Source organism: Botrimarina mediterranea, assembly GCF_007753265.1.
Lineage (GTDB): Bacteria > Planctomycetota > Planctomycetia > Pirellulales > Lacipirellulaceae > Botrimarina > Botrimarina mediterranea.
Genome location: NZ_CP036349.1, coordinates 5,729,781 through 5,753,097, shown reverse-complemented (window position 1 = coordinate 5,753,097; position 23,317 = coordinate 5,729,781). Strand labels below are relative to the sequence as shown.

17 protein-coding genes are annotated in these 23,317 nt (G+C 64.9%); 9 read left to right on the top strand and 8 right to left on the bottom strand.

Features of this window, described 5'->3' with window-relative positions:
* Nucleotides 1-164 precede the first annotated feature (164 nt).
* A complete protein-coding gene (locus Spa11_RS22230; protein WP_145116781.1) occupies nucleotides 165-2,348 on the bottom strand; it encodes an SEC-C domain-containing protein in 2,184 nt (727 codons plus the stop codon).
* 408 nt (nucleotides 2,349-2,756) lie between these two features.
* On the opposite strand from Spa11_RS22230, the gene Spa11_RS22225 reads away from it, so the two are divergent.
* The 4 genes from Spa11_RS22225 to Spa11_RS22210 all read left to right on the top strand — a co-directional run bounded on the left by Spa11_RS22225 (nucleotide 2,757) and on the right by Spa11_RS22210 (nucleotide 9,542).
* A complete protein-coding gene (locus Spa11_RS22225) occupies nucleotides 2,757-4,256 on the top strand; it encodes a BBP7 family outer membrane beta-barrel protein (protein ID WP_145116780.1) in 1,500 nt (499 codons plus the stop codon).
* Nucleotides 4,257-4,431: 175 nt separating this feature from the next.
* Complete coding sequence (locus tag Spa11_RS23415) at nucleotides 4,432-7,509, top strand: efflux RND transporter permease subunit (protein WP_231933081.1); 3,078 nt, start codon at nucleotides 4,432-4,434, stop codon at nucleotides 7,507-7,509.
* A 131-nt stretch (nucleotides 7,510-7,640) separates the two neighbouring features.
* Nucleotides 7,641-8,951, top strand: coding sequence for a S41 family peptidase (locus tag Spa11_RS22215; protein ID WP_145116779.1), 1,311 nt, complete (start codon nucleotides 7,641-7,643; stop codon nucleotides 8,949-8,951).
* Nucleotides 8,952-9,266: 315 nt separating this feature from the next.
* Nucleotides 9,267-9,542: a hypothetical protein gene (locus Spa11_RS22210; protein WP_145116778.1), complete on the top strand. Its 276-nt coding sequence runs from the start codon at nucleotides 9,267-9,269 to the stop codon at nucleotides 9,540-9,542.
* Nucleotides 9,543-9,678: 136 nt separating this feature from the next.
* Here Spa11_RS22210 and Spa11_RS22205 read toward each other — a convergent pair whose 3' ends face one another.
* Both Spa11_RS22205 and Spa11_RS22200 read right to left on the bottom strand, forming a co-directional pair.
* Nucleotides 9,679-11,076: a bifunctional folylpolyglutamate synthase/dihydrofolate synthase gene (locus Spa11_RS22205; protein ID WP_145116777.1), complete on the bottom strand. Its 1,398-nt coding sequence runs from the start codon at nucleotides 11,074-11,076 to the stop codon at nucleotides 9,679-9,681.
* A gap of 147 nt (nucleotides 11,077-11,223) precedes the next feature.
* Entirely contained in the window at nucleotides 11,224-11,487 is a 264-nt protein-coding gene (locus tag Spa11_RS22200; protein ID WP_145116776.1) for a DUF202 domain-containing protein, read from the bottom strand.
* A 90-nt stretch (nucleotides 11,488-11,577) separates the two neighbouring features.
* Between Spa11_RS22200 and Spa11_RS22195 the strand changes: the two genes are divergently transcribed.
* From Spa11_RS22195 to Spa11_RS22185, 3 genes are all read left to right on the top strand, one after another.
* Entirely contained in the window at nucleotides 11,578-12,366 is a 789-nt protein-coding gene (locus tag Spa11_RS22195) for a hypothetical protein (protein ID WP_145116775.1), read from the top strand.
* Nucleotides 12,367-12,464: 98 nt separating this feature from the next.
* Nucleotides 12,465-14,075, top strand: a complete 1,611-nt coding sequence (locus tag Spa11_RS22190; RefSeq protein ID WP_145116774.1) for a glycoside hydrolase family 43 protein — start codon at nucleotides 12,465-12,467, stop codon at nucleotides 14,073-14,075.
* A 120-nt stretch (nucleotides 14,076-14,195) separates the two neighbouring features.
* Nucleotides 14,196-14,453: a hypothetical protein gene (locus tag Spa11_RS22185; RefSeq protein WP_145116773.1), complete on the top strand. Its 258-nt coding sequence runs from the start codon at nucleotides 14,196-14,198 to the stop codon at nucleotides 14,451-14,453.
* A 181-nt stretch (nucleotides 14,454-14,634) separates the two neighbouring features.
* Here the strand turns inward: Spa11_RS22185 and Spa11_RS22180 are convergent, their stop codons facing one another.
* From Spa11_RS22180 to Spa11_RS22160, 5 genes are all read right to left on the bottom strand, one after another.
* Nucleotides 14,635-15,228: a type II secretion system protein gene (locus Spa11_RS22180; RefSeq protein ID WP_145116772.1), complete on the bottom strand. Its 594-nt coding sequence runs from the start codon at nucleotides 15,226-15,228 to the stop codon at nucleotides 14,635-14,637.
* Nucleotides 15,229-15,431: 203 nt separating this feature from the next.
* Nucleotides 15,432-17,369 carry a sulfate adenylyltransferase subunit CysN gene (cysN, locus tag Spa11_RS22175; protein WP_145116771.1) on the bottom strand — a complete coding sequence of 646 codons (1,938 nt, stop codon included), beginning with the start codon at nucleotides 17,367-17,369 and terminating at the stop codon, nucleotides 15,432-15,434.
* An 81-nt stretch (nucleotides 17,370-17,450) separates the two neighbouring features.
* Nucleotides 17,451-17,822: a four helix bundle protein gene (locus tag Spa11_RS22170; RefSeq protein ID WP_145116770.1), complete on the bottom strand. Its 372-nt coding sequence runs from the start codon at nucleotides 17,820-17,822 to the stop codon at nucleotides 17,451-17,453.
* A gap of 25 nt (nucleotides 17,823-17,847) precedes the next feature.
* Nucleotides 17,848-18,756 carry a sulfate adenylyltransferase subunit CysD gene (cysD, locus tag Spa11_RS22165; protein ID WP_145116769.1) on the bottom strand — a complete coding sequence of 303 codons (909 nt, stop codon included), beginning with the start codon at nucleotides 18,754-18,756 and terminating at the stop codon, nucleotides 17,848-17,850.
* Between the two features lie 220 nt (nucleotides 18,757-18,976).
* Nucleotides 18,977-20,098, bottom strand: coding sequence for a DUF1559 family PulG-like putative transporter (locus tag Spa11_RS22160; protein ID WP_145116768.1), 1,122 nt, complete (start codon nucleotides 20,096-20,098; stop codon nucleotides 18,977-18,979).
* A 262-nt stretch (nucleotides 20,099-20,360) separates the two neighbouring features.
* Here Spa11_RS22160 and Spa11_RS23495 point away from each other — a divergent pair, with 262 nt between their 5' ends.
* Both Spa11_RS23495 and Spa11_RS22150 read left to right on the top strand, forming a co-directional pair.
* A complete protein-coding gene (locus tag Spa11_RS23495; protein ID WP_145116767.1) occupies nucleotides 20,361-21,119 on the top strand; it encodes an FKBP-type peptidyl-prolyl cis-trans isomerase in 759 nt (252 codons plus the stop codon).
* 583 nt (nucleotides 21,120-21,702) lie between these two features.
* Entirely contained in the window at nucleotides 21,703-23,292 is a 1,590-nt protein-coding gene (locus tag Spa11_RS22150) for a hypothetical protein (protein ID WP_145116766.1), read from the top strand.
* Nucleotides 23,293-23,317: the final 25 nt, after the last annotated feature.

The following is a 23,317-nucleotide window of genomic DNA, read 5'->3' as shown; positions in this document are numbered from 1 at the left end:
GACGCCAGGAGCGCCAAGGATCGCCAGGAAAGAAACAGAAAGTCATTGAGACGGGATACACAGGATCAATAGGAGGACCAGAAATCCCGTCCATCCTGTTGATCCTGCCAAAACTCTCTTGGCGATCCCTGGCGCCCCTGGCGTCTTGGCGGTGAATCGTTTTCCTAGGAGGGCGTCCAGATCTTGGAGCCGCCGCCGGTGGCGGGTTCGTCGCTGCCGGGGGTCCAGAGTTTGGAGCCGCCGGCCGGCGCGTCTGACATTGCCGGCTCGGGACTCATGCCATCGCCTTGCATGCGAGCCATCTCTTCGGCAGACGGAACGGCGCCGAGGGCGTAGAGCAACTCGTAGAGCCGCTCGGCGATGCCCTTCTCTTTGAGGTGCTCGTCGCGCAGGTGGCCGACGATGCGGTTGGCCTCTTCGAACTGGCCCTCGACGACACGCAGTTCCAACTCGGCGAGGTCCCAGCCCGCATTGCTTTTACCCGTCCCATCGGCGGCTTGCCGACCACGCTCGATCCACGCCAGCGCGTCGTCGAGCTCGGGCTCGAGCGCCGCGAGTCGGCCATAGAGGTCCTCGGGCGGAAGGTCCTCGGCGAGGCCGGGTCGCCCGACCGCTTCCTTGGCGACAAGTCGGGCGACTTCGGTGGCGCCGGCAAGCTCGGTCCGCTTGTAGAGCGAAAAGATGTCGTCGTCGGTCGCCTTCGTAAGATCGACCCGCGTGACGCGCGACAGCGGGATCGTCTCGAGGTCGACTAGCTTGGGGTCGATTGCCTCAGGGGTCGGCAGGCCGAGCTTGGTCCGCAGTTCGGTGAAGACCCCAGCCTCGACCGAGGCAGCGGACGTTTGCTCCAACACCATCAGCGCCGCAGTGACGGCTGTCTTCAGGGCGGGGTCGGCAGCGGCTTGGGCGGGCGATTTGCCGGTGAGTTTCGCCAGCGGCTTATCGGGCCACTCTTCGAGCAGCACGCGACGCTGTTCGTCGGCGACGACGCGACGCCGATCGGCGACCGGTGTGTCGTCCGGGAAGCGCCAGCGCGACCGCATCGACGGCGCCCCGGCGCCGCGGCCGGCGACTTGTTCATCAGTCTTCTCGCCGATGGCGTCGCCCAGTTGGGCCGCAAGCACACCGAGCGTTGCGTCGAACTGTTCGTCGCGGTCAAGGACGAGTTCGAGCCGCTCGGGCTTGTCGGTCTGCCGGCCGTAATACGACAGCACGCCGACGATGCGCGGCGTCGTCTCGGCGGTGGCGCCGACGCCGGTCTCGGGTAGGTCGCGGTCGAGCAGCAGGAACGTGTGCCGCGGCGGCAGGCCCTCGATCGCGTGCAGCTCGGAGTCGCTGAGCTTGTAAGCGGACGTCCGCTTGGAGCGAGTCAGCTTGTCGACGAGGGTCTCTTCATCGGCGACCGAGTAAATGAGCCGGACGACATCGACACCCTCTTCACGGTTGCTAGCGTCGAGGAGTTGGGCGATCGCTTCGGATTCGACGGCGTCGTCCGGGAGGCCATCCTGGGACTGGTCGGTCACGAGTTGGGCGAACTTGCGCAGCCCAGCGACGAACTTCGTCTGGTCGCCGATCCAACCCGACACGACTGCCGCGTTGTACGGTAGCACGTCCAGATCGGGGTGGTTCTCGCAGAGTTTCTCTAGCAGGGCTTCGGCGCGGCGCCACTGGCCACGGCTTGCTAGCAGTTGGGCCTCGTCGTGCTCGGCTTCGACGGCGTGGCCTGCAGGCGCCTCGCGGAGGAACAGGTTGTCGCGTAGCAGCAGCGGCAGCTCCGGCGCGCGGTTGAGCCGCATCAGCAGCTCCATCGCCCGCGTGTCTTGTTCGCCCGCGACGCCCTGATAGAGCCAGAGGTGCGCACGGGCGGCGATGAGGTCGCCGTCCGCTAGCAAGGCTTGCCCCACCGCGCCGATCGCTTGCAGGACGCGCGCGGGGATCGAGTCGGAGACCAGCTCCATGGCGTCTTGCAGGTGCATGACGGCCTGGCGGCTCGACGGCGCAGCGCCGCCGGCTAGCTCTTCCGGTCCGGGCTCAAAGCTAGCGGCAAGAATCGCCGCCTGGGCGTGGGCGCTGGGGTTGGTGGGGTCGGCGGCGAGGTGCTGCTGGACCGTCTGCTGGGCTCGCTCCAGGTCGCCGAGTGACAGCTCGATCGACGCCTTGAGGTCCAGAAGCGACGCCCGGCCGGGCGTCTTGGCGAGCGTCTTCTCAAGGTGCGCCAGCGCCGCCCGTGGCTGGTCCCCTTCGAGCATGCGCTGCACTTTCTCGATCTCGCCCAGCAGGTCGGAGCAGCAGAACTTGAGTTTCTTGCCGCTACCGCAGGGGCACGGGGCGTAGGGATCGACCGCCATGACTAACGTCGGGGGCTGGGCTGGTGTTGATTCGTAAGGGCCTCTCGAGAAGGGCCAGGACACCATTCTAGCGGCGTAACGGCTAGCACCAACCGTCCGACCTCCTCCCCGGGGTTGGAGCGAAGCCGGTTTGCCACTGGCGGATTGCGCGGATTGGGTGGATGTTGTCGATTGCAAGTCTTCTGCGGATTTTGCCGGCAATTTCTGCATTGCTGGTTGTGCGGGGTCGATTAACTGGTCACAGGCGACTGAAGTGTCGTCACCCGTAGGGGGGCGCCCCGCGGGCAGGAGGCCGATAAGGGCCGGCGCTAGGCTGCGCCGGAGAGCCCTTGGGCGGCAAACCACGCCGCGAGGCGGACCGAGGCGTCGGCGATACCTACGCCGACTAAGAACTGAGGAGACTCATCCGTGGCTCATCCCGTACTCAGGATGTTGGTGGCAGCGGCCGTGAGCGGCTTCGCCGCGGCGGCTTCGGCGCAGGCGTTGCCTGCCCTGGCCGACGTGCCGACGTACGATCCGGCGGAAGCCAGCGTCGACGCGGCCGGAATCGGCTCGGCCGAGGCGATGCCGTCGCCGGAAACCGTCGTCGCTGAGATGCAGGGCCTCCAGCCGATCGCCGAGTCGCCGTACGACGGCCTTGCGCTTATGGGTCAATTGCCGGCCGCTACCGAGAGCAGCGGCAGCTGGCTGCGCCGAGGCCTGTGGTACGCCGACGTCGACGCCGTCGTGATGCAACGCACCTGGGACAGCAACGGCTTTATCCTGGTGCAAGAATTCGACAACGCGTTTGATCAGTCGGTCGGTTCGATCAACGCCTTCCTCTTCCGTTCGACCGTGCCGGTCCAAGAGCACTCGCTAAGCGAGAGCAGCCCTGGATACGACGGGGCGGGGCGTCTGGCGCTGGGCCGGTTCTTGTTCCGCGACACCGCAAACCGCGACCACAACGTTGAGATGGTCGTGTTCGGCGGTCCCGAATGGAACGAGCTCACCAGCTCGGAGGCGCAGCTGACGGAAGGGGGGCAAGGCATGTACGAGATTCAGAACGATATCTTCGGCAACTCTCTGCAGGCCACCCTTCCCCCCACGGTTCAAGTCCGTGACCAGCGTGGCTTGCACATCCCCGCATCGCTCGACGGATCGGGGCCCACCCGTGTCGATTTCATCCCTTCGTTCGCCTCCTTCGACCGCGCTCGGGCGATGCAGACGGAGTACTCCAGCGACTTCCAAAGCTGGGAGTGGAACTACAGCCTCGCCCAGCGGATGCGTCGCGACCGCATGGAGATGAACCCCGCCGGACAGTGGGTCCGCCGCGCGCAGCCCGGCTTTACATGGGATTACCTCGCAGGCCTGCGGTACTTCGATGTGGGCGAGCGTTTCGACTGGAACGCCCAGGGCATCGTCCTCGAGGCGCCTGAGGTCACGTTCACCCGTGTCGGCAACACGTCGTTCTACGAGAACAACGATCCCATGCAGATCACCGACACGACGGGCGCTATGAACATCCAGACGAGCAACAACCTATTCGGGTTCCAACTCGGCGGCGGCTTGACTTACGAGACCGATCGCTGGAACGTCTCGATCTTCTCCAAGCATGGCTTCATGGTGAACGACGCCCGGGCGACCACGAACGTCACCTTCAGCGACCCCGACGACGCGTCCATCGCCCTGAACAGCTTCGGCCGCGACCTGCACGAAAACGGCCTCTCTTACCTGACGCAGGGCGGCGTCACGGCTCGGTATCACCTGCGGCCCAACCTTTCGCTGCGGGTCGGCTGGGAATTCATGTACGCGACCGGCCTGGCGCTGGCCCCGAACCAGATCGACTTCAACCCGGCCACGAACCAGCTGCATATCACCGGCGATACGTTCTACAGCGGCGTGACGGCGGGAACGGAGTTTTACTGGTAGGCGATTCTCAATGAGGTGGCGGCGGCTGCTCCGTGATCCCGGGCCAACTTTGGGGGGCCCGCCCTGTCCGCTTGGCGTAGGCGCTGGCGGTCGGGCGGCTTAAGTTGGACCGGGCTGCGGAGCAGCCGCCGCACTGTCTTTCGCCCCGATTCAACGCTCTTTCGGCTCCGTCAGCATGTCCAAGCCCATCGATCCTACGAGCGGGCCGCCTGCTGGGGACGCTGCCAACGAGAACGCCGACCGCGAAACTTTCCTCTCGCGGCGCACTTGGGGCTTGCCGCACTATCTGTGGATCGCCCTGGCGGTCACCTTCGCGCTGGTCTTCATCCCGCGCGGCGCCCGCAAGGCTCTCGAGAGCAACACCAACAAGGCCGAGGACTGGCTGCCGGCCGCGTACGCCGAGTCGGCCGACCTGACGTGGTTCCGTGACCACTTCGTCCACGAGTCTTTCGTCCTCATCAGCTGGGATGGATGTACGCTCGGCAATCCCGAGAAGCTCCGCCTGTTGGCGGAAAAGCTTCGTGCCGAGACCGACAAGAAGGGGGGCTGGCGCTGGTACCCGCGCGTGATGACGGGGCCGGAGACGATCGAGCAACTGATCACGGGGCCCGCTTCGCTGAGCCGCACAGGCGCCATCGAACGGCTCGAAGGCGCGTTGGTCGGCCCACCAAAGGTGGGCGCCGATGGCGAATCGCTCGGTGACGAGTCACGCGTCACTTGCCTGCTCGCGTATCTGGACGATCAGCTCACCAGCAGCAACCTGCAGATGCGGCGCGCCGTGGAGCGTGTGCGGGACATCGCCCACAAAGAATGTGGCGTCCCGCTCGACAACATCCACATGGGCGGCCCGCCCGTCGATAACATCACGATCGACATCGAGGGCGAACGCACCCTATTCCGCCTCGCCGGCTTGGCGGGCCTGGTCGGCATCTCGCTGGCCTATCTCTGCTTCCGCAGCAAGAAGCTCACGGCGATGGTCTTCTGGACCGCCGGCGCCAGCGCGGGCATGGGGCTCTCGCTCGTGTACTGGTTCGGCGGCGTCGAGATGTTCGTGATGGGCCTGAGCCAGCCGCGGCTCGGAACGGCCGACGCCATCCTGATGTCGATGCCCGCGGTTGTGTACGTGCTCGCTCTGTCGGGCGCGATCCACTTCGTCAACTACTACAAGGACGAACGGATCGAGCACGGACAGAACGGCGCGGTGGAACGCGCGGTCCGCATCTCTTGGGGCCCCTGTTTGTTGGCGGCGTTCACCACCGCCATCGGTCTTGGCTCGCTCGCCGCCAGCGATATCCTCCCGATCCAGAAATTCGGCATCTTCACGGCGATCGGCGTGGTGGTCGCCGTGGCGCTGTTGTACGGGATCATGCCGGTGTTCTTGCACCGCTTCCCGCCGAGTCGCCGCGTCGTCGAAGACCGCACCGGCCACAAGGACCGCGGCCCGGCGTGGCACACCCCGCTCGCTCGATTCGTCACCCGCCGATACGCGCTGACTTCCATCTTGTGCCTAGCCGCAATGGGGCTGCTGGCGTTGGGACTGCCCAAGATCCGCACATCGGTGCAGCTGCTCAATCTGCTGGATGAGGACTGCCGGCTGATCCACGACTACGCTTGGCTGGAGGAGAACCTCGGCAACTTGGTGCCGATGGAGGTGATCGTCGCCCTGGACGACAACCAGCTTCGTTCGCCCGACGAAAAGGCAGTCGACCTCGAGGCCGACGGAAAGGACGCGCGGTATCGGATGACGATGTTCGAGCGCGCCGAACTCGCTCGCAAGCTCCAGGCCCAGGTTGAGTCGCTCGACGAGGTGAGCCGCGCGCTGTCGGCGGCGACCTTCGGCGCCCAGGCCCGCGACGACGGGGGCTCGGCCTCCACGCGGCGGGCGATCGAGTTCACCACCAGTCAAGCGCTGGAGGAATCACGCGGCGATCTGAACGAGTACCTCCTCGCCGAAACGATCGATGGCAAGACAACCGGCCGCGAGCTGTGGCGGATCAGCGCGCGCGTCACGGCCCTAGGCGACGTGGACTACGGACGGTTCGTCCAGAACCTCCGTGAGAAGGTCGAGCCGGTCCTCGACGCCTATCAGCAGCGTGACGAGTTGGTCAGGCGACTGAACGAAGGCGATGCCGAGAGCGAGGGGGGCAAGCCCCTCGATACCGCTCGCGTCTGTCTGTTGACGGCATCGAACGACCCCGAAAGTCCCCGGTTGCCGAAGCCCGGCACGCCCGAATCGCGGCTTGCCGAGCTGTTGCAGAAGTCGGCGATCGGTTCCTTCACGGTCTATCCACTGGAGTCGTACAAGGCCATCGACGAGGCGAAGCAAGCGCAGCTCCGTGAACAGTTGGCACAGCGTTTCGACGCCGTGGTGTCGCTGGACCCGGCGTTGGCGAAGGAACTCGAAGGCGTCGCGGTGACGACGCTCGACGCCGAGGCCGCGGTCGCAGAGGCTATCCCCGCTGCCGAGGCGACCGCCGTCTACACGGGTGTCGTGCCGCTGGTTTACAAGACGCAACGCGAACTGCTCACCAGCCTCAAGGACAGCATCCTGTCGGCGACGGTGCTTATCGCCATCGTGATGATGTTCGTGTTGCGTGGAGTCGCCGCGGGCATCGCCTCGATGCTGCCGAATGTCTTCCCGATTGTGGTGGTGTTCGGCGCGCTCGGTTGGCTGGGGATCAAGGTCGACATCGGCATCATGATGGCCGCCAGCGTCGCGTTGGGCGTGGCGGTGGACGACACGCTCCACTTCCTGACTTGGTTCGGCCGCGGCGTCCGCGAGGGCCTCGACCGTCGGACCGCCGTGGAGCAGGCGTTCGACCGCTGCGCCACGGCGATGCTGCAGACAACGCTCATCGGCGGCATGGGCTTGGCGGTGTTCGCCGTCAGCACGTTCACGCCGACGCAGCAGTTCGGCTCGCTGATGATCACGATCCTGGCGATTGCCCTGGTGGGCGATCTGATCATGCTGCCGGCGCTGCTCTGCGGGCCGCTGGGGTGGTTCTTCGCCCCGAAAGCGCCGGCGACACCGGGGGTATTTCCTCACGATGAGGGCTCGTCCATCACGCCGACACCGAAGCCGGTTAAGCCCGTTTACGTCCCCGAAACGCCGCCACAGGCGCTCGCGGAAACGCCTGCCCCGCAGAGGACAGCGCCGAAGGCTGCCAGCGAGCCGCTAACGCCCGCGAATGCGGCCCTGCGGTCGAAGCTGCAGAAGTTCCGCCGGTCGCAGGCAGGCGACTCTGCGAACTGAGGAGAGGTTCGGCTCCCCTCGGCTGCAGGCCTGCTGCCTCTCGATTGAGGGCTCTGGGCCGGTGGCAAAGTGACTGACGGCGGGCGATACTGCCCTCGGACCAGTCTTCACCGCCCGCTCGGCCGCCCCGGATGTCGCGACGAAACCTGACGGTGCTCTTCGTAGCGCTCGCGATCGGCCTGTTGTGCTATACGCGTTCGGAGCGGAACCCCTACGCTCGGTATGTCGGCCACGCCTACGAGCTGGTGGACGACTATGCGCTTGAGCAGCCGACGGACCGCGAGCTCTTCGCCGGCGCCATGCAGGGGATCGTTGGCGTGCTGCGGCAGAGAGGCGATGTCCACTCCGACTTTCTCGACCCGCGGAAGGCCGAGCCCTTCATGGCCGACATCCGCCAGGAGTTTGGCGGTGTTGGCGTACGGGTGAGCTTTGAGGGGACGCCGCCGCGGATTGTCGTCGTCGAACCGCCGCAGCCCGGCACGCCGGCTTACGCGTCACCGATCCGGGTGAAGGACCAAATCCTGACCGTCGATGGCAAACCGACCGAGGGCCTGGGCTTGCAAGACGTCGTCGGCATGATGCGCGGCAAAGTCGGCGCGCCGGTGTCATTGACGGTCCGGCACGAGGGCGGCGCCGAGGAGACCTTCCAACTTGTGCGGGCCGAGATCCGCGTCCCCTCGGTGATCGGTGATCGCCCAACCGCTGACGGCGGCTGGCGTTACGAGCTCGAGAGCGAGCCCCGCGTCGCGCTGTTGCGGGTCACAAGCTTCGGCAACCGCACGTCCGACGAACTGGCCGCCGCCTTGAAGCAAGTTGTCGACGACGGCGCCGAGGCGGTGGTGCTCGACTTCCGCGGCAACCCCGGTGGCCCCCTCGATACGGCGGTGCGGGTTTGCGAGCTATTTCTCCCGAAGGAGTCGCGGGTCGTCACGATCCGCGGCCGTGACGGCGAGGTGCAGAGCGAGTTCGCGACGAGCGCCGACGGGCCTTACCTCGACCTGCCGCTGGCGGTCCTGGTGGATGGCGACACGGCGAGCGCCAGCGAGATTGTCGCCGCGGCCTTGCAGGACCACGGGCGGGCGGTCGTTGTTGGCCAGCGTTCCTACGGCAAAGGAACCGTGCAACAGATGCTCGAGCTGGAGCCCGGCCACAGCATGCTCAAGCTCACCACGGCGAGCTTCTGGCGCCCCAGCGGCGTCAACATCCACCGCCTCCCGGGCACGCCGGAGAGCGTGCCCTGGGGCGTCTCACCGGATGAAGGGGCGGAAGTCCCGATGACGGACAAAGAGCGGATCGCCTGGTACGAATGGCGCCGCAACCGCGACCTTGTAGGTGCTACAACCGCTAGCGACGGCAGCGCTGAAAGCGATCCCCTAGTAAAAGACCCGACGCTAGCGAAGGCCGTCGAACGGCTCGACGCGATGTTGGGCGAGCGGCCGTAGTGGTTCCAGTTGCAGCGGCGTGCACCACGTTTGCAGGAATTACCAAGCGGGCGGCTCCCTTGTGAACGCCTGCAGGCATTGCGAACACCGCGTTTTCAGCGGGTTTCTTGGGCAGCGCCTCGTAGGTAGGAGTTTGGCACGCGTCGTGCTTTTAGGGTCTGGCGTTGGCGACGCTCGTGGGACGAGCCTCCGCTAGCCAAGGCCGCGTCGGCAAGCTCGCCGCCGCTCAACGCCGCCCCCAGCAGGGCTTGAGCCGGAGCCGCCCGTCGGTCCCTTATCTGAACATCTCATTCATTCGGAATAGCAAGGAAGTCCATGATGGTTGCCGCCCGCAAGATTCGCTGCGTTGTTGTGCTAGCAGACGCCGAAACTCTCGGCATGCCCCAACGCACGCAGCCCCGTTTCCGCCCCAGCGACTTGTTGCCGTGGGCCGACCCGCACATCCGTTCGCTCGTCGAGCAACTCCAGCAGGAGGTCCGCGAAGAGGAGGCCCAGCGCCGCATGGCGCCGCCCGCCCCGTCGGCAACGTTCGACGACGACTCAACCCTCGACGACGAACTGGCGCTCGACCTAATCACGCGCCGCTTTTGACAGCGACCCCTCAATCTTGATCGAGAGCCCAGGACGCGAGTCGTGGGAGTGCAGCGCGATCAGCGTCTGCCTTCTCGACAACGGTTGAATCGTGAAAGAATTGACTCGTGGCGTTCTCTGACCCAGACGCCACGCGTCACGCCGGACCGCTGAGCGGGGCGCCCCGCTCGGCGAGCACCAGCCGTCGGGCTTCGGCGGCAAAGAGTAGTGACCCGGCGAACACGACGACGTCGGCGGCTTGCCGCTGAGCGGCGTCCCACGCCAGTTGTGGCGTGTCGGCGAGTTCGATCGTCGTTCCCTCAACTACAAGCCGCCGAGCCGTCTCGGCGACCTTTTCCGGTTGGGCCGCGCGCGGGTTCTCGATGAACCGCGTCGCGATGAAATGGCCAAAGCGTCGCGCGAGCGGCTCGATTATCGCAGCCTTGTCTTTGTCGTCGCTAATGGCGACGACTAGCACCCGCTGCTCGCGCGGCGCTACGCCACCCCTTTCCAAGCGGCAGAGTTCGTCGAGCGCCTCGGCCAGCGCCCGAGCCGACGCGTCGTTGTGGGCTCCGTCGATGATGACGAGCGGATCGCCCGCTATGCGCTCCATCCGCGCCGGTAGTCGTCCGGTGTTGATGCCGAGTCGCCGCGCATCGATCGGCAGCGCCCAGCCCTGATCGGCAAGCACGCCCAGCGCCGCGAGTGCGACACTGGCGTTCTCTGTCTGAGCCCTACCCGGCAGGGCGGGGATGACGCCTTCGATCACCTCGCTCGAACCGTTCTCGCAGCGGCGGGTAAATCGCCAATCGTTTTCAGCGGTTTCAATGTCAAAGTCGCGCCCACGGCGCCAGAAGGGACAGCCTCGCTCCGCTGAAATCTGCTCGATGACGTCGCCCGCTTCGGCGTCGGCGACGCCACTCACCGCGGGGACGCCCGGTTTGAGGATGCCCGCCTTCTCGTAAGCGATCTTGTCGCGCGTCGCTCCGAGTAGGGCCGTGTGCTCGAGGCTGATGCTCGTAATGACCGACAGGGCGGGCGTGACGACGTTCGTGGAGTCGAGCCGCCCGCCGAGACCGACCTCGAGCACGACCGCGTCCGTCCGACGATCGGCGAAGTGCTGAAGCGCCATCGCCGTCGTCAGGTCGAAGAACGTCGGCCCCCCAACGGGTTCGCACTGCATCGCCTCGGCGATCGGCCGAATCCGTTCGACGAGCGCGACAAGCTCCGCCGCCGTGCAGGGTTGGCCGCCGACAGTGAAGCGTTCTTCGAGCTTCTCAAGATGCGGCGACGTGTAGAGGCCCGTCCGCAGGCCGGCGGCTTCGCAGGCGGCGGCGATCATCGCCGACGTGGAGCCTTTGCCCTTGGTCCCCGCAACGTGGACGATCCTGAGGGCCGTGTGCGGGTCGCCGAGCCGCCGCAGCAGTTCGCGGATGCGGTCGAGCTTGAAAGCCTCCTCGGCCGGCGGCACAACGGCGGCCCGCTCGTAATTGACTCGGCCCATCAGCCAAGCGATGGCGGCGTCGCGTTCAGCGGCAAGGGAAGGCGTGTTCACGGCGCGAATCTAGGACAGAGTCCACCGGATTCCCAGCCCCAGGGCAAAGCAGTTGAACCACAAAGGAACGAAGGGACAACGTATTCCTCTACCCTTTGTTCCTTCGTTCCTTCGTGGTTCTAAAAATTTAAAACTCATTTGCGACCGCTAGTCGGCGTGGGTCTGCTCGACGGCGCCGTGCGTGCGGTAGAACCTTGCCGCGCCGATCGCCAGCACGACGATTCCCGCCGCGATGGCGCCCCAGCCGATTGCGCGGTCGAGGTCGCCTGTGGGATGGAATCGCCAGAGGGTGACGCCCGAGGCGATGAGCATCAACGCCGTGCGTAGATAGGCCAGCAGCGTCCGCTCGTTGGCGAGCTTGGTGCGTACTACCGCGAGGCGGTCACGGACATAGGAATCGGCTTCGGGCATCGGGGTAGGATGGCGCCGCTTGGATTAAGACACAAGCGTCGCTGTGCTATCCTTTGTGCAACTCTTCGCCTTTCCATAGAAGACCAAGCCATGTCCTTCGCCGTCACCGACCCCCGCTTCGAACAACAGCCTCCGACCGAGCAGCCGCCTTCCGATGGCCGTGAACCCCGTCGTCAAGGCCGGGGCTGCTTCTTCTGGGGCTGCCTGACGCTCGTCATCCTGTTCCTGGTGCTGCTGATCGGCGTCCCGCTGGCGGCGTATTTTACGGTCAGGCACTACGTCAAAAAGTTCACTGCCGACGCGCCACTCAACATCGTGGCCGTCGAGCTGCCCGAGCAGGAGATGCAGGCCCTCGAAGCCCGTTTCGAGGCGTTCGACGCGTCCATCGAGAAGGGCGAGCCGCAGGACCTTGAGGTTACGGCCAAAGAGATTAACGCGATGATCGCGCAGGACGAACAGCTCAAGGGCCACATCGTCGTGCGGATCGCAGACGGCAGGGTCGGTGGCGACGTCAGCTTCCCGATGGACCAGTTCCCCGGCGGCGGCGGGCGGCACCTCAACGCGGCGGCTGACTTCGACGTCTCGATGCAGGGGGGCGTTCTGATCGTCACGCTTGCCGATGCGAAGGTGAACGGCGCCCCGTTGCCGCAGGCTTTTCTCGACGCCTTCGCGGGCGAGAATCTCGCCGAGGGGTTCTACGAAGAGCCGGAGAGCGCCGAGGTGCTGCGGAAGTTTGAGTCGCTCGAGATCATCGATGACAAGATCATCCTGAAGGCGCGCCGAGAGCCGCAGGGGCAACCCGCCGCACCCCCCGCCGAGGCGCCCGTGGCGCCGGAAATCGAGTCGATGGATGAGACCGCTGTGCCAGTGGAAAACTAGCCTGTCTCAAGACGGGCCCGGCCTCGCCGGATAACGATTTCGTGGCGAAGTAGGATAGAAGCGACTTGACCCCCGTCCCTCGTCGTCACTTCCACCTCATGCCGATACGTCTCCCAACCGCGGTGCTGCTTGTCGGGACTTGTATCGCTTACGGCGCCGATCCGCCGGCCCCGTGGGTCGCGGACGACGGCGACGGCGGCTACAAGAACCCTGTACTCTACGCCGACTACAGCGACCCCGACGTGGCCGGCGCCGATGGCGATTACTACCTCACGGCGTCGTCGTTCAATTGCGTGCCCGGGCTGCCGATCCTCCACTCGCGCGACCTCGTGAACTGGGAGCTCGTGAACCACGCGCTGCCGCGGCTCTATGACGGCGACGCGTTCGACATCCCGCGGCACGGCGATGGCGTCTGGGCGCCCTCGTTCCGCCATCACGACGGTTGGTGGTACATCTACTGGGGCGACCCCGACCTCGGCATCTACATGGTCCGCACGCAGGACCCGGGCGGCGAATGGTCGAAGCCCGTCCTCGTGAAGAAAGCCAGCGGCAACATCGACGCCTGCCCGCTGTGGGACGACGACGGCCGAGTCTACATGGTGCACGCGTTCGCCCACTCGCGCGCCGGCGTCAACAGCCTGCTGACGGTCGTTGAACTCAACAAGGAGGGAACGCAGGCGATCGACAAGGGCTGGATCGTCTTCGACGGGCACGCCGAGCATCCGACCGTTGAAGGCCCGAAGTTCTATAAGCGGAACGGCTATTACTACATCTTCGCCCCGGCGGGCGGCGTTGCCGAGGGCTGGCAGATCGTGCTGCGTTCGAAGAACGTGCGCGGACCTTACGAGGTCCGCCGCGTGCTCGCGCAAGGCGACACCGACGTGAACGGCCCGCACCAAGGCGCGTGGGTCGAGGCGCCAGACGGTTCGAGTTGGTTTATGCACTTTCAGGAGAAGCAGCCCTACGGCCGCATCGTTCACTTGCAGCCGATGCGCTGGGTCGATGACTGGCCCGTGATGGGCGACGACCCGGATGGGGATGGCGAAGGTCAGCCCGTGCTGCATCACAAGAAACCTGTCGCAAGCGAAGCGGTGAAAGTCCCGGCGACAAGCGACGATTTTGAGCGCGAAGAACTCGGCCTCCAGTGGCAATGGCACGCCAACCCGCATGCGGATTGGGCGTCGCTAACGGCCCGGCCCGGGTGGCTGCGGCTTACGGCGGCCAAGCTGCCGGCGGGGTATCGCAACCTCTGGGACGCGCCGCATCTCTTGTTGCAAAAGTTCCCGGCGCCGGAGTTTACGGCGTCGTGCGTCATCGACCCGCAGGCGATGCGCCCAGGCGAGACAGCGGGTCTGCTCATCATGGGTCTCGATTACGCGTACGTCGGCCTCGAGAAGTCGACCGAAGGCCTCCGCGTCGTCCGCCGCGCGTGTCGCAACGCCGATCGCGGCACGGCCGAGTCGGACGACGACCTGGTACGTCTGGACGACGCGACGCCGGTCGAGCTGGGCGTCGAAGTCGATGCCGGCGGCCGGTGTCGCTTCAGCGCCCGTTGCGGCGACGAATCCTGGTCCGACCTCGGCGACGCTTTTGCCGCCCGAGAAGGAAAGTGGATCGGCGCCAAGGTCGGCGTCTTCTGTCATGGCACGGCCGATGGGCGGGGCCACGCCGATTTCGAGCGGTTCACGGTCTCGCCGGTGGCCGAATAAATCCGTGTAACACGCGCCGCCGCGCCTCGCTTGACATTGTGCAGGACCGGCACGCCCACCCCTCAGCGACGCACACGGCGTCCGGGGCGACCGGCCTGCTCCTTGCGCGAGGCAGCCACCATGAGCGACGACAAGAAGTGGGAAGACATCCGCGAAGCGGGTCGGGCGGGCTTCGTGCTGCGCTACGGCGTGCTCGCCTGGGGCGTAACGACGGGCCTCCTGTTCACCATGATCCGCGTGCTCGAAGAGGGCGCCGACGCCAACGTGCCGCTCACGCTCGCGACCTCGCTGCTGCTGTTCCCGCTCGGCGGGATCCTCTGGGGCCACACGATGTGGTGGTTCTGCGAGAAGCTACGCCACCGCCGAATCGGGTCGTGAGCGACCGCACGCCCCTCGCTACGCACACCCCCGATTAGAAATGGAGCCGGAACGCGTCAGCGCCCGGAGTTGCGATTGAGAACCACGGATGACACGGATATCACGGATGAGTCAGCGCCACCTCGATCCGAGCAATCCGTGTCATCCGTGGTTAATTGATGGCGTCATCGCGTTGGGCGGGCTAAGGAGCCACGATGCTGGTTTCGCCGCCGTTCCGCGCCTCGTGAACCGTTCCACCCGGATGCGGCCCACGCCCGTTATCGATGATGAGCCGAGCTTCGTTCACGAGCAACACCGCGCCGTCGAACCACGGTCGAGCCGGCGCTGCCGGATCGATTCGCTCGGTGTCACGGAAGGTCGGGAAAGGCCAGTCGTCGCCCGGCTTAGGGGGTGAGGTGACGATCCAAGCGTAGTGACGCTGGTCGCCGGCTTCCTCCGGTTGAAAGGGACATCGCAGTAGCAGGGGCCACGCCTCGGGCGACCACACATCGCGCGGCGTCGACTTCATCCGGTCGGCGAGCGGCTGCTCTTCGATCCAGTGCAAGATCGCCACGGGCCAATCGCTGAGCGGGTCCGGCGGCTTCTGTTGAGCGCTCCAGCAACTACGAACGGCGATGTCGATCTGCCGGATGTGGTTCTTGCAGACGCCCAGTCGCGCCTGGTGGCGAGCCCCCTGGACCGCGGGGAAGAGCAAGGCGAGCAGCGCGCCGATGATCGCCAGCACAACGAGGAGTTCGACGAGGGTGACCGCACGCTTGAGCGCTGAAGCCATCATGTCGCCCCACGTTTAGGAAAGCGAACAGGTAGTCAGGGAGCCGGAACGCGTCAGCGCCCGGAGTTGAAGCGGGTGCACGTTTGGAGAGCGAGCGTCCGCTTCACTCCGGGCGCTGACGGGTTCCGGCTCTCAGTCTTCTTGCGTTGAAAAGCGATCGAAAGGTTTGAATCCAACGAACGGTCCTCACAGCGGACCCTACTAGTTCAAATAATCCCCCGTTCACTCAGCATCTTCACCACCGCCGCGGCGCATTCCTCAATCGACTTGTCCGCGGGCTTCACCACCAGGTCGGGCTTTGTGGGCGGCTCGTAGTCGAGCGACACGCCGGCAAGGTTCGGGATCTCGCCCGCGTCGGCTTTGGCGTAGACGCCTTGGTCGTCGTGCTCGCGGCGCCACGACTCGGGGGCGTCGACGTGGACTACCAGGAACCGCTCGGCGCCGACGACTTCGGCCGCCTTCTGGCGGACCTCTTCTTGCGGGGCGACTAGCGCGGCGATCGTGATCAGGCCGGCGTCGTTGATCGTCTTGGCGACCTCGGCGACGCGGCGGACGTTCTCGCTGCGGTCGGCGAGTGAGAAGCCCAGGTCGCGCGAAAGGCCGCGACGAAGCGTCTGGCCGTCGATCGCGACGACAGCGCGGCCCTGCTCGAACAGCAGGCGCTCGACCGCCGCGGCGATCGGCGACTTGCCCGAGGCGGGCGGGCCGGTGAGCAGCACCGTCGCCGGCTTCTGGCCGTATCGCGCGGTGCGTTCCTCGTCGGTGACGGCGCTCGTCGCGGCGACGAGGCCCTCGGCCGCTTCGGTGTCCCACGCCTCTTGCTTGTCGGTCGCCGCGGTGCGGTCGAGGATCATGCCCGCGCCGACCGTGATGTTCGTCATCCGGTCGATGACGATGAATGCGCCGGTCGCGCGGTTGGCGCGGTAGCCGTCCATCGCGATCGGCCGTTCGAGCTCGAAGCGGCAGCGGCCGATCTCGTTGAGACCGAGCGTCGGCGTCGGCTCGCGGTGGAGCGTGTTGACGTCGATGCGGTAACGCAGCGTGCTGACACGGCCCGGCGTGGTCTGGGTCCCTTGCTTGATGAGGTACTGCTTACCCGGGAGCAAGGCGTCGTCCGACATCCAGACCACGGTCGCGTCGAACTTGTCGGCGACCGTCGGTAGGTTGTCGGGCCGCACGAGCATGTCGCCGCGCGAGACATCGATCTCGTCCTCGAGCGTGACGGTGACCGCTTGCGGGCAGAACGCTTCTTCGAGGTCGCCGTCGAACGTGACAATCCGCTCGATGCGGCTCTTTCGCTTCGAGGGGAGCGCCATCACCTCATCGCCGACGCGGACCTTGCCCGACGCGAGCGTTCCGCAGAAGCCGCGGAAGTCGAGGTTCGGGCGGTTGACGTACTGCACCGGCAGGCGGAAGTCGATCAGGTTGCGGTCGCTGGCGATGTGGACGTTCTCGAGGTGGTGCATCAGGGTCGAGCCCTCGTACCACGGCGAGTTCGGGCTGCGCTCGATCAGGTTGTCGCCGTTGAGCGCGCTGATCGGGATGAAGTGCTGGTCCGGCATGTCGAGCCGGGTGGCGAACTCGCGGTAGTCGCGCTTGATCTCTTCGAAGCGTTCCTCGGACCAATCGACGAGGTCCATCTTGTTGACGGCGATCAGCACGTGCTTGATCCCCAAGAGCGACACGATGAACGAGTGCCGCCGCGTCTGCGTAATCACGCCGTGCCCCGGCCGGGCGTCGACGAGGATGATCGCCAGGTCGCACGTGCTGGCGCCGGTCGCCATGTTGCGGGTGTACTGCTCGTGCCCCGGCGTGTCCGCGATGATGAACTTGCGCTTGGCCGTCGAGAAGTAGCGATACGCCACGTCGATCGTAATGCCCTGCTCACGCTCGGCCTTGAGGCCGTCGGTGAGCAGCGCCGGGTCGAACTTTCCGCCGGTGGTGCCGTGCGTCACGGAGGCCTGCTCGATCGCGGCGAGCTGATCCTCATAGATCATCTTCGACTCGTAGAGCAGCATCCCAATGAGGGTGCTCTTGCCGTCATCGACCGAACCGCACGTCAAGAAGCGCAGAAGCTCCTTGTGCTCGTGCTGCTTGAGGTAGGCGTCGATGTCGGTGGCGATTAGTTCGCTTTGGTGGCTCATACAGAAATGACGAAGCACGAATGACGAATGACGAATGACGAATGACGAACGCAAGCGATGCTCGGGCCGCCAAGAATCAGGTCAGTTGGGCTTCGTGTTGCGGAGTATTTTTGACAGGATCAGGTGAAGTTCTTTCGTCTCTTGCCATAGATGGCGAGCATTCTCTTTCGACTCAGGACACGCCCTCGCAATCATCCTCAGCCAATGCTTGGTTTCACGGGCTTCTTTGCGACTAATTGCAATCTTGTGCCTGAAGTCTTTCTTCGATTCAGCATCGTCCGCTTCGCAATAATTGGCGCCAACACTCGTAGCTGAACGAACGAACTGAGAGATCAGAGGTGAGGCAACTGGAGACCGCTTGAGCGACATTGCAAAGTCGATAGCCGCTTCGCCGAACGTCGCGGTTCGTTCTTCCAGGTCGTATGGACGCTGTTCCCCGCTTGCGTTCGTCATTCGTCATTCGTGCTTCGTCATTCGCTTAGAAGTAGCCTTCTTTCTTCTTCTCTTCCATTGAGCCCGCTTGGTCGTGGTCGATGACGCGTCCCTGTCGCTCGCTCGTCGTGGTGAGCAGCATTTCTTGGATGATCTCGGGGAGCGTCGTGGCGGTGCTCTCGACGGCGCCGGTTAGCGGGTAGCAGCCGAGCGTGCGGAAGCGGACCATCCGCTCTTCGATGACTTCGCCTTCCTCGATCGGCATGCGGTCGTCGTTGACGTTGATCAGGACGCCGTCCTTCATCACGACCGGGCGTTTGGCGGCGAAGTAGAGGTCGGGGATCGGGATGTTTTCGAGGTGGATGTACTGCCACACGTCGAGTTCGGTCCAGTTCGACAGCGGGAAGACGCGGATCGACTCGCCCTTGTTGACGCGGCCGTTGTAGAGGTTCCACAGCTCGGGGCGTTGGTTCTTGGGGTCCCAGCGATGGAACTTGTCGCGGAAACTGTAGACGCGTTCCTTGGCGCGGGACTTCTCTTCGTCACGCCGGGCGCCGCCGAAGGCCGCGTCGAAGCGATGCTTGTCGAGCGCCTGCTTGAGGGCCACCGTTTTCATGGTGTCGGTGTGGACCTTACTGCCGTGCGTGAAGGGGCCGATACCCTGCTTCACGCCTTCTTCGTTGATGTGGACAATCAGGTCCCAGCCGAGTTCTTTACGGATCAGGTTCTCACGGAACTCGATCATCTCCTTGAACTTCCACGTCGTATCGACGTGCATCAGCGGGAATGGCGGCTTGCCCGGGTAGAACGCCTTCTCCGCGAGGCGGACCATGCAAGCGGAGTCCTTGCCGATCGAGTAGAGCATCACCGGGTTCTCGAACTCGGCGGCGACCTCGCGGATGATGTGGATGCTTTCCGCTTCGAGCTGCTTGAGGTGCGTGAGATTGTAGGACACGGCGCGCGGCGGGTGAGACGGAAGGAGGGGGGCAGGTGGCGGCGCCGCCCGTAGCTAGCAACTGCCCCCCACATCGTGGACGGCGAGCCGTAAGCGTCAGCGCCCGGAGGGCCGGTGGCGGCTAGCCCCCTATCATCGCCCTTCAAAGGGGGGGCGTCCAGGCGGGATAGGCGGGGCCCTTCCGAGAGACGGGGAGCCCGAGCGAGTCGCTGCTGACCGCTTAACGGCTCGTGCTGGCGTTGACCGCCTCGGCGAGCGTGTTGTCACGGATGTCGATCGAGACCGCTAGAGCGGCCGGATCGACGTCGTCCGAGATGAACTCGACTCGGCCATCGAGATAGGCGCCGTTGACCCCACCAGGGTGAAGACTTCGCGGGGCTGCGGATTGGTAACCAGCCAAGCCCACCTGTCCGTTCGTAACGGGTACGGTTAGTCCTGGCCACGGATGGCAAGGCATTTTGTCCCGGACGAGGATCATCCACTCTTCGCTGCGGAGCGGCGGGCAGCGGACAGTCGTGTCGCCGATCAACTGTTGATTCGAATCGCTGTTGTAGGAATTGGGATCGACATAGTTCGGCAGCTGAATGCGGTTAAGCAATGAACCATTGATAAGGAACTCAGACGTAAAGGAGCCCGTGCTGGCTTTGTCGTGGTGAGCGTCGAGGGCCAGCAGCGAGGCGCCGTTCCAGCCAAGCGCCCACGCCCCGCGCTCGTCGCTGGTATCAAAGTGCGATCGCACCTCGGCGATGCCGAGCGTCGCGGTGAGACCGTCGCTGATACGCCGCAGAGGTAGACCGCCGACGACGAATGAAGCGGGATACAGCAGCTGCAAGTCGGTGTGCATCGTCGAGGTGTAAACGGCGTAGTTGCCTTTGGCGAACGTCTTCCCCTGAGTCAGCTCGGCGTCGGAGAAAAAGCGCGAGCGGGCGTCGTCCGAAGGGCACAACAGGGCCGGGGGCGTTATCTCTTGGGGTTCGTTCGGCTGCTCGAACGCCGACTTGCTCATGTCGAACTGATCGGCCAGTGATCCTTCTTCGAGGTACGGGAGGATCATGACGCTCCAGCTCAGTTGCTGGCCAAAACGTTGGTCCACCGCTTCGTAGGGTTCCTTTGCATAGGTTTTGGAAAACACCTCCAGCAGTCCCGACGGCGGAAGCTTGCCCACCGACGATTCGTAGTTGTGAACCGCCAGCATCAGCTGCTTCTGATTGTTCACACACTGCGTCCGCCGAGCCGCCTCGCGCGCCGACTGCACCGCCGGGAGCAGCAGCGCCACGAGCACGCCGATGATGGCGATCACCACCAGCAGCTCCACCAGGGTGAAGCCGGTTCGTGGCCCCACAGGGAGCCGGTGCGGCGGTGAGGAAGGCCTCGATTCCATGCGGAGCTGGAGGAAAGGCAAAAACGTGCGAAGGGGATAGGGCGGCTAATGCAGGCGGATGAAGAGTCTCGTTGGGGATTAGCCCCATTCTAGCCCCGCTCCTCGAGTCTGGCGATCATTTGCTACGGACCGCCTCCTGGGTGGGTTCTGCGGGGTGTGGTATCCTGTTAGGCCCGCCGCCGAATCGGCTGTCACCCTCCGAACCCTCCGGAACTCTGCGTCCATGCGTTTGTCACTCGCTGCTTTGGTCTTTGCGGTTTTCCCGTTTGCCACGGCGACTTCGGTGCTGGCGCAAGTGGGCGAACTCCCGGCGCCGGCGACCGATGGCGTCCCCGCGGGCGAGGCAGCGACGGGACAAGGCGAGGACCCCCGCTTCAATGAGAAGCTGGGCTACTGCCTGGGGCTCGACTTCGGCAGCCGGCTGGCGGCGGACGAGACGCCGGTCGATCTCGGCGCCGTCGTTGCGGGGCTGAAGGACGGGCTCAGCGGCGCCCAGCCGCAACTGACGGACGAGCAGATCGCCGCCGTCATGGATCGTTTTCAACTCATGATGCTTAAGAAGGTGAACCCCGAAATGGCGCAGCAAGCCGAAGAGAACCTGACCCGCGGCACGAAGTTCCTCGCCGAGAACCGCGCGAAGGAAGGCGTGCAAGAGACCGCGTCGGGTCTGCAGTACCGCGTCATCACCGAGGGCGACGGCGCCACCCCCACGGCCGAGGACACCGTCCGCTGTCACTACGAGGGGACGCTCACCGACGGCCAGGTCTTCGACAGCTCGTACAAGCGCGGCACGCCGGCCGAGTTCCCCGTCGGCGGCGTCATTGCCGGCTGGACCGAAGCGCTACAGATGATGAAGGTCGGCTCGAAGTGGGAGGTCGCCCTGCCCGCGAAGATCGCCTACGGCATGCGTGGCGCGCCGGGCGCGATCGGCCCCAACGAGACGCTTGTGTTCACCATCGAGTTGCTCGATATCGTTGACTGAGGATCGGCGTCGATGGCCGATCGAGAGTGGCCGATCGAGAGGGTTCGTCGAAACCCTCGATTGCCTCCAAATAACGTCTGAGCCGTGGGCTAACGCCCACGGCTCAGACTCTTTTCTTCCGCAACGCTTATTGCTGGGCGCTTGGCGGCACGTTCGCCAGCTTGGCTGCCATTCTGGTTGAGGGGGGGCCAGCTCTCTCACGCTGCGCGACGCCGCATCTCCCCCTTTCACGTTTCGCCTGCGCGTGGCCGCACTGCGACAAGAAGCCGCAAGATTAAGTTTGGCGGTTTCTACATAATTTGTGCGCCAAACCGTGGTCGCCGACGATCGCGTGACCTAAGTTTGGCCGTTCCTGGGCTGCGTAGGGCGGTTTTTCCGTTTAGATCGGGCCCTGAAGAACCCGCTGTGGCAGCATGGGTTAAGTGGGGAGGGATTTCTTGACGGTGAGTCTAGGCAAGATAGAATCAGCCCCGATTCCCTTCGCACCCCCTGCTGGCGAGCGAGTTGCACTGAACGCGCAGACTCGTTCGCAGGCCCGACGGCTTTGAATCGACCACTATTTTTTTCTGGGAGGACACCCTCGATGCGGCAATCTTTTGTCGCCCTGCTGTCGGTAGCGATGCTGCTGGCTCTGGGCACGCAGGCCTCGGCCTGTCGTAAGTGTGGTAGCAGTTCGGCTTGCGAGTCGGGCTGCGGCGCTGTGGTCGCTGACTGCGGCGGTGGTTGCGACGACGGCTGCGGAGCGGCCGATGGATGTGGCGGCGGCTGCGGCGAAGTGGCGGCGCCCTGTGCGGCGCCGACGATGGTCACCAAGACCATCTACGTCCCGCAGCAGGTCACCGAGATGCGGACGGTCAACGCGACCGAGTACACCGCCGAAGAGCGGACCCGCACCTACACCGTCATGGTCCCCGTGACCAAGACCAAGACGGTTGAGTACACCGTCATGAAGCAGGTCCCCGAGACCAAGACGGTCGAGTACACCGTTATGGTCCCTGTCACCGAAGAGGTCGAGCAGACCTACACGGTGATGACCCCCGTCACGGAAGAGAAGACCTCGACTTACACGGTCATGGTCCCCTCTTACGAGGAGAAGACGGTCGAGTACACCGTCATGGTCCCCGTCACCGAAGAGAAGACCCAGACCTACACGGTCATGGTCCCCTCTTACGAGGACAAGACGGTTGAGTACACCGTCATGACCCAAGTTCCCGAAGAGAAGACCTCGACCTACACGGTTCAAGTTCCTTACACCGAAGAGGTCACGCAGACCTACACGGTGCAGGTCCCCCACACCGAGACGGTCGAAGCCACTCGCACCGTCACCAAGTGCGTCCCCGTGACCACCATGAAGACCGTCCAGGTCTGCGGCGGCCACTACGAGACGCAGATGGTTGAGGTTGGCTGCGGTTCGTCGAACGGCTGTGGCTCGGCCTGCGGCGGTTGCGACTCGGGCTGTGGTTGTGAGTCGCCCTGTGGCGGCGATTGCGGCGGCTGCGGCTGCGCCACGAAGACCGTTTGCCGTAAGGTCTGGGTCCCCACGACCGAGACCAAGGAAGTGCCTTGCACGACCTACGAGCAGGTCACCGAAGAGGTGCCTTACACGTACAACGTGACCAAGTGCACCACCGAGGAGCGCACCCGTACGGTCACCGTGACCAAGTGCCGCGCCGAGGAGCGCACCCGCACCTACACGGTGATGAAGTGCGTCCCCGAGACCAAGACCAAGACCGTCAAGGTCTGCAAGATGGTTCCCGAAGAGCGCACCCGCACCTACACGGTCACCTCGTGCGTCCCCGAGACCAAGACCAAGACCGTCAAGGTCTGCAAGATGGTCCCCGAGGAGCGCACCAAGACCTATACGGTCACCAAGTGCGTCCCCGAGACCAAGACCCGCATGGTCAACGTGACCAAGTGCGTCCCCGAGACCCGCACCAAGGAAGTCACGGTCACGCGCTGCGTGCCCGAGACGATGACCAAGGAAGTCACCTACACCGAGTGCGAGCCGCAAGAGAAGACCTCGACCTACACGGTTCAGGTCCCTCACACGGTTACCAAGGAAGTTGAGGTCACCGTCTGCAAGATGGTCGCCCAGGAAGTCGAAGTCCCGTGCAGCGCTCCGGCAGCTGACTGCGGCTGCGGCGCCCCGGTCGCGGACTGCGGCTGTAACTGAGCTCGCCAGAGTTCGGAAGCTCGCT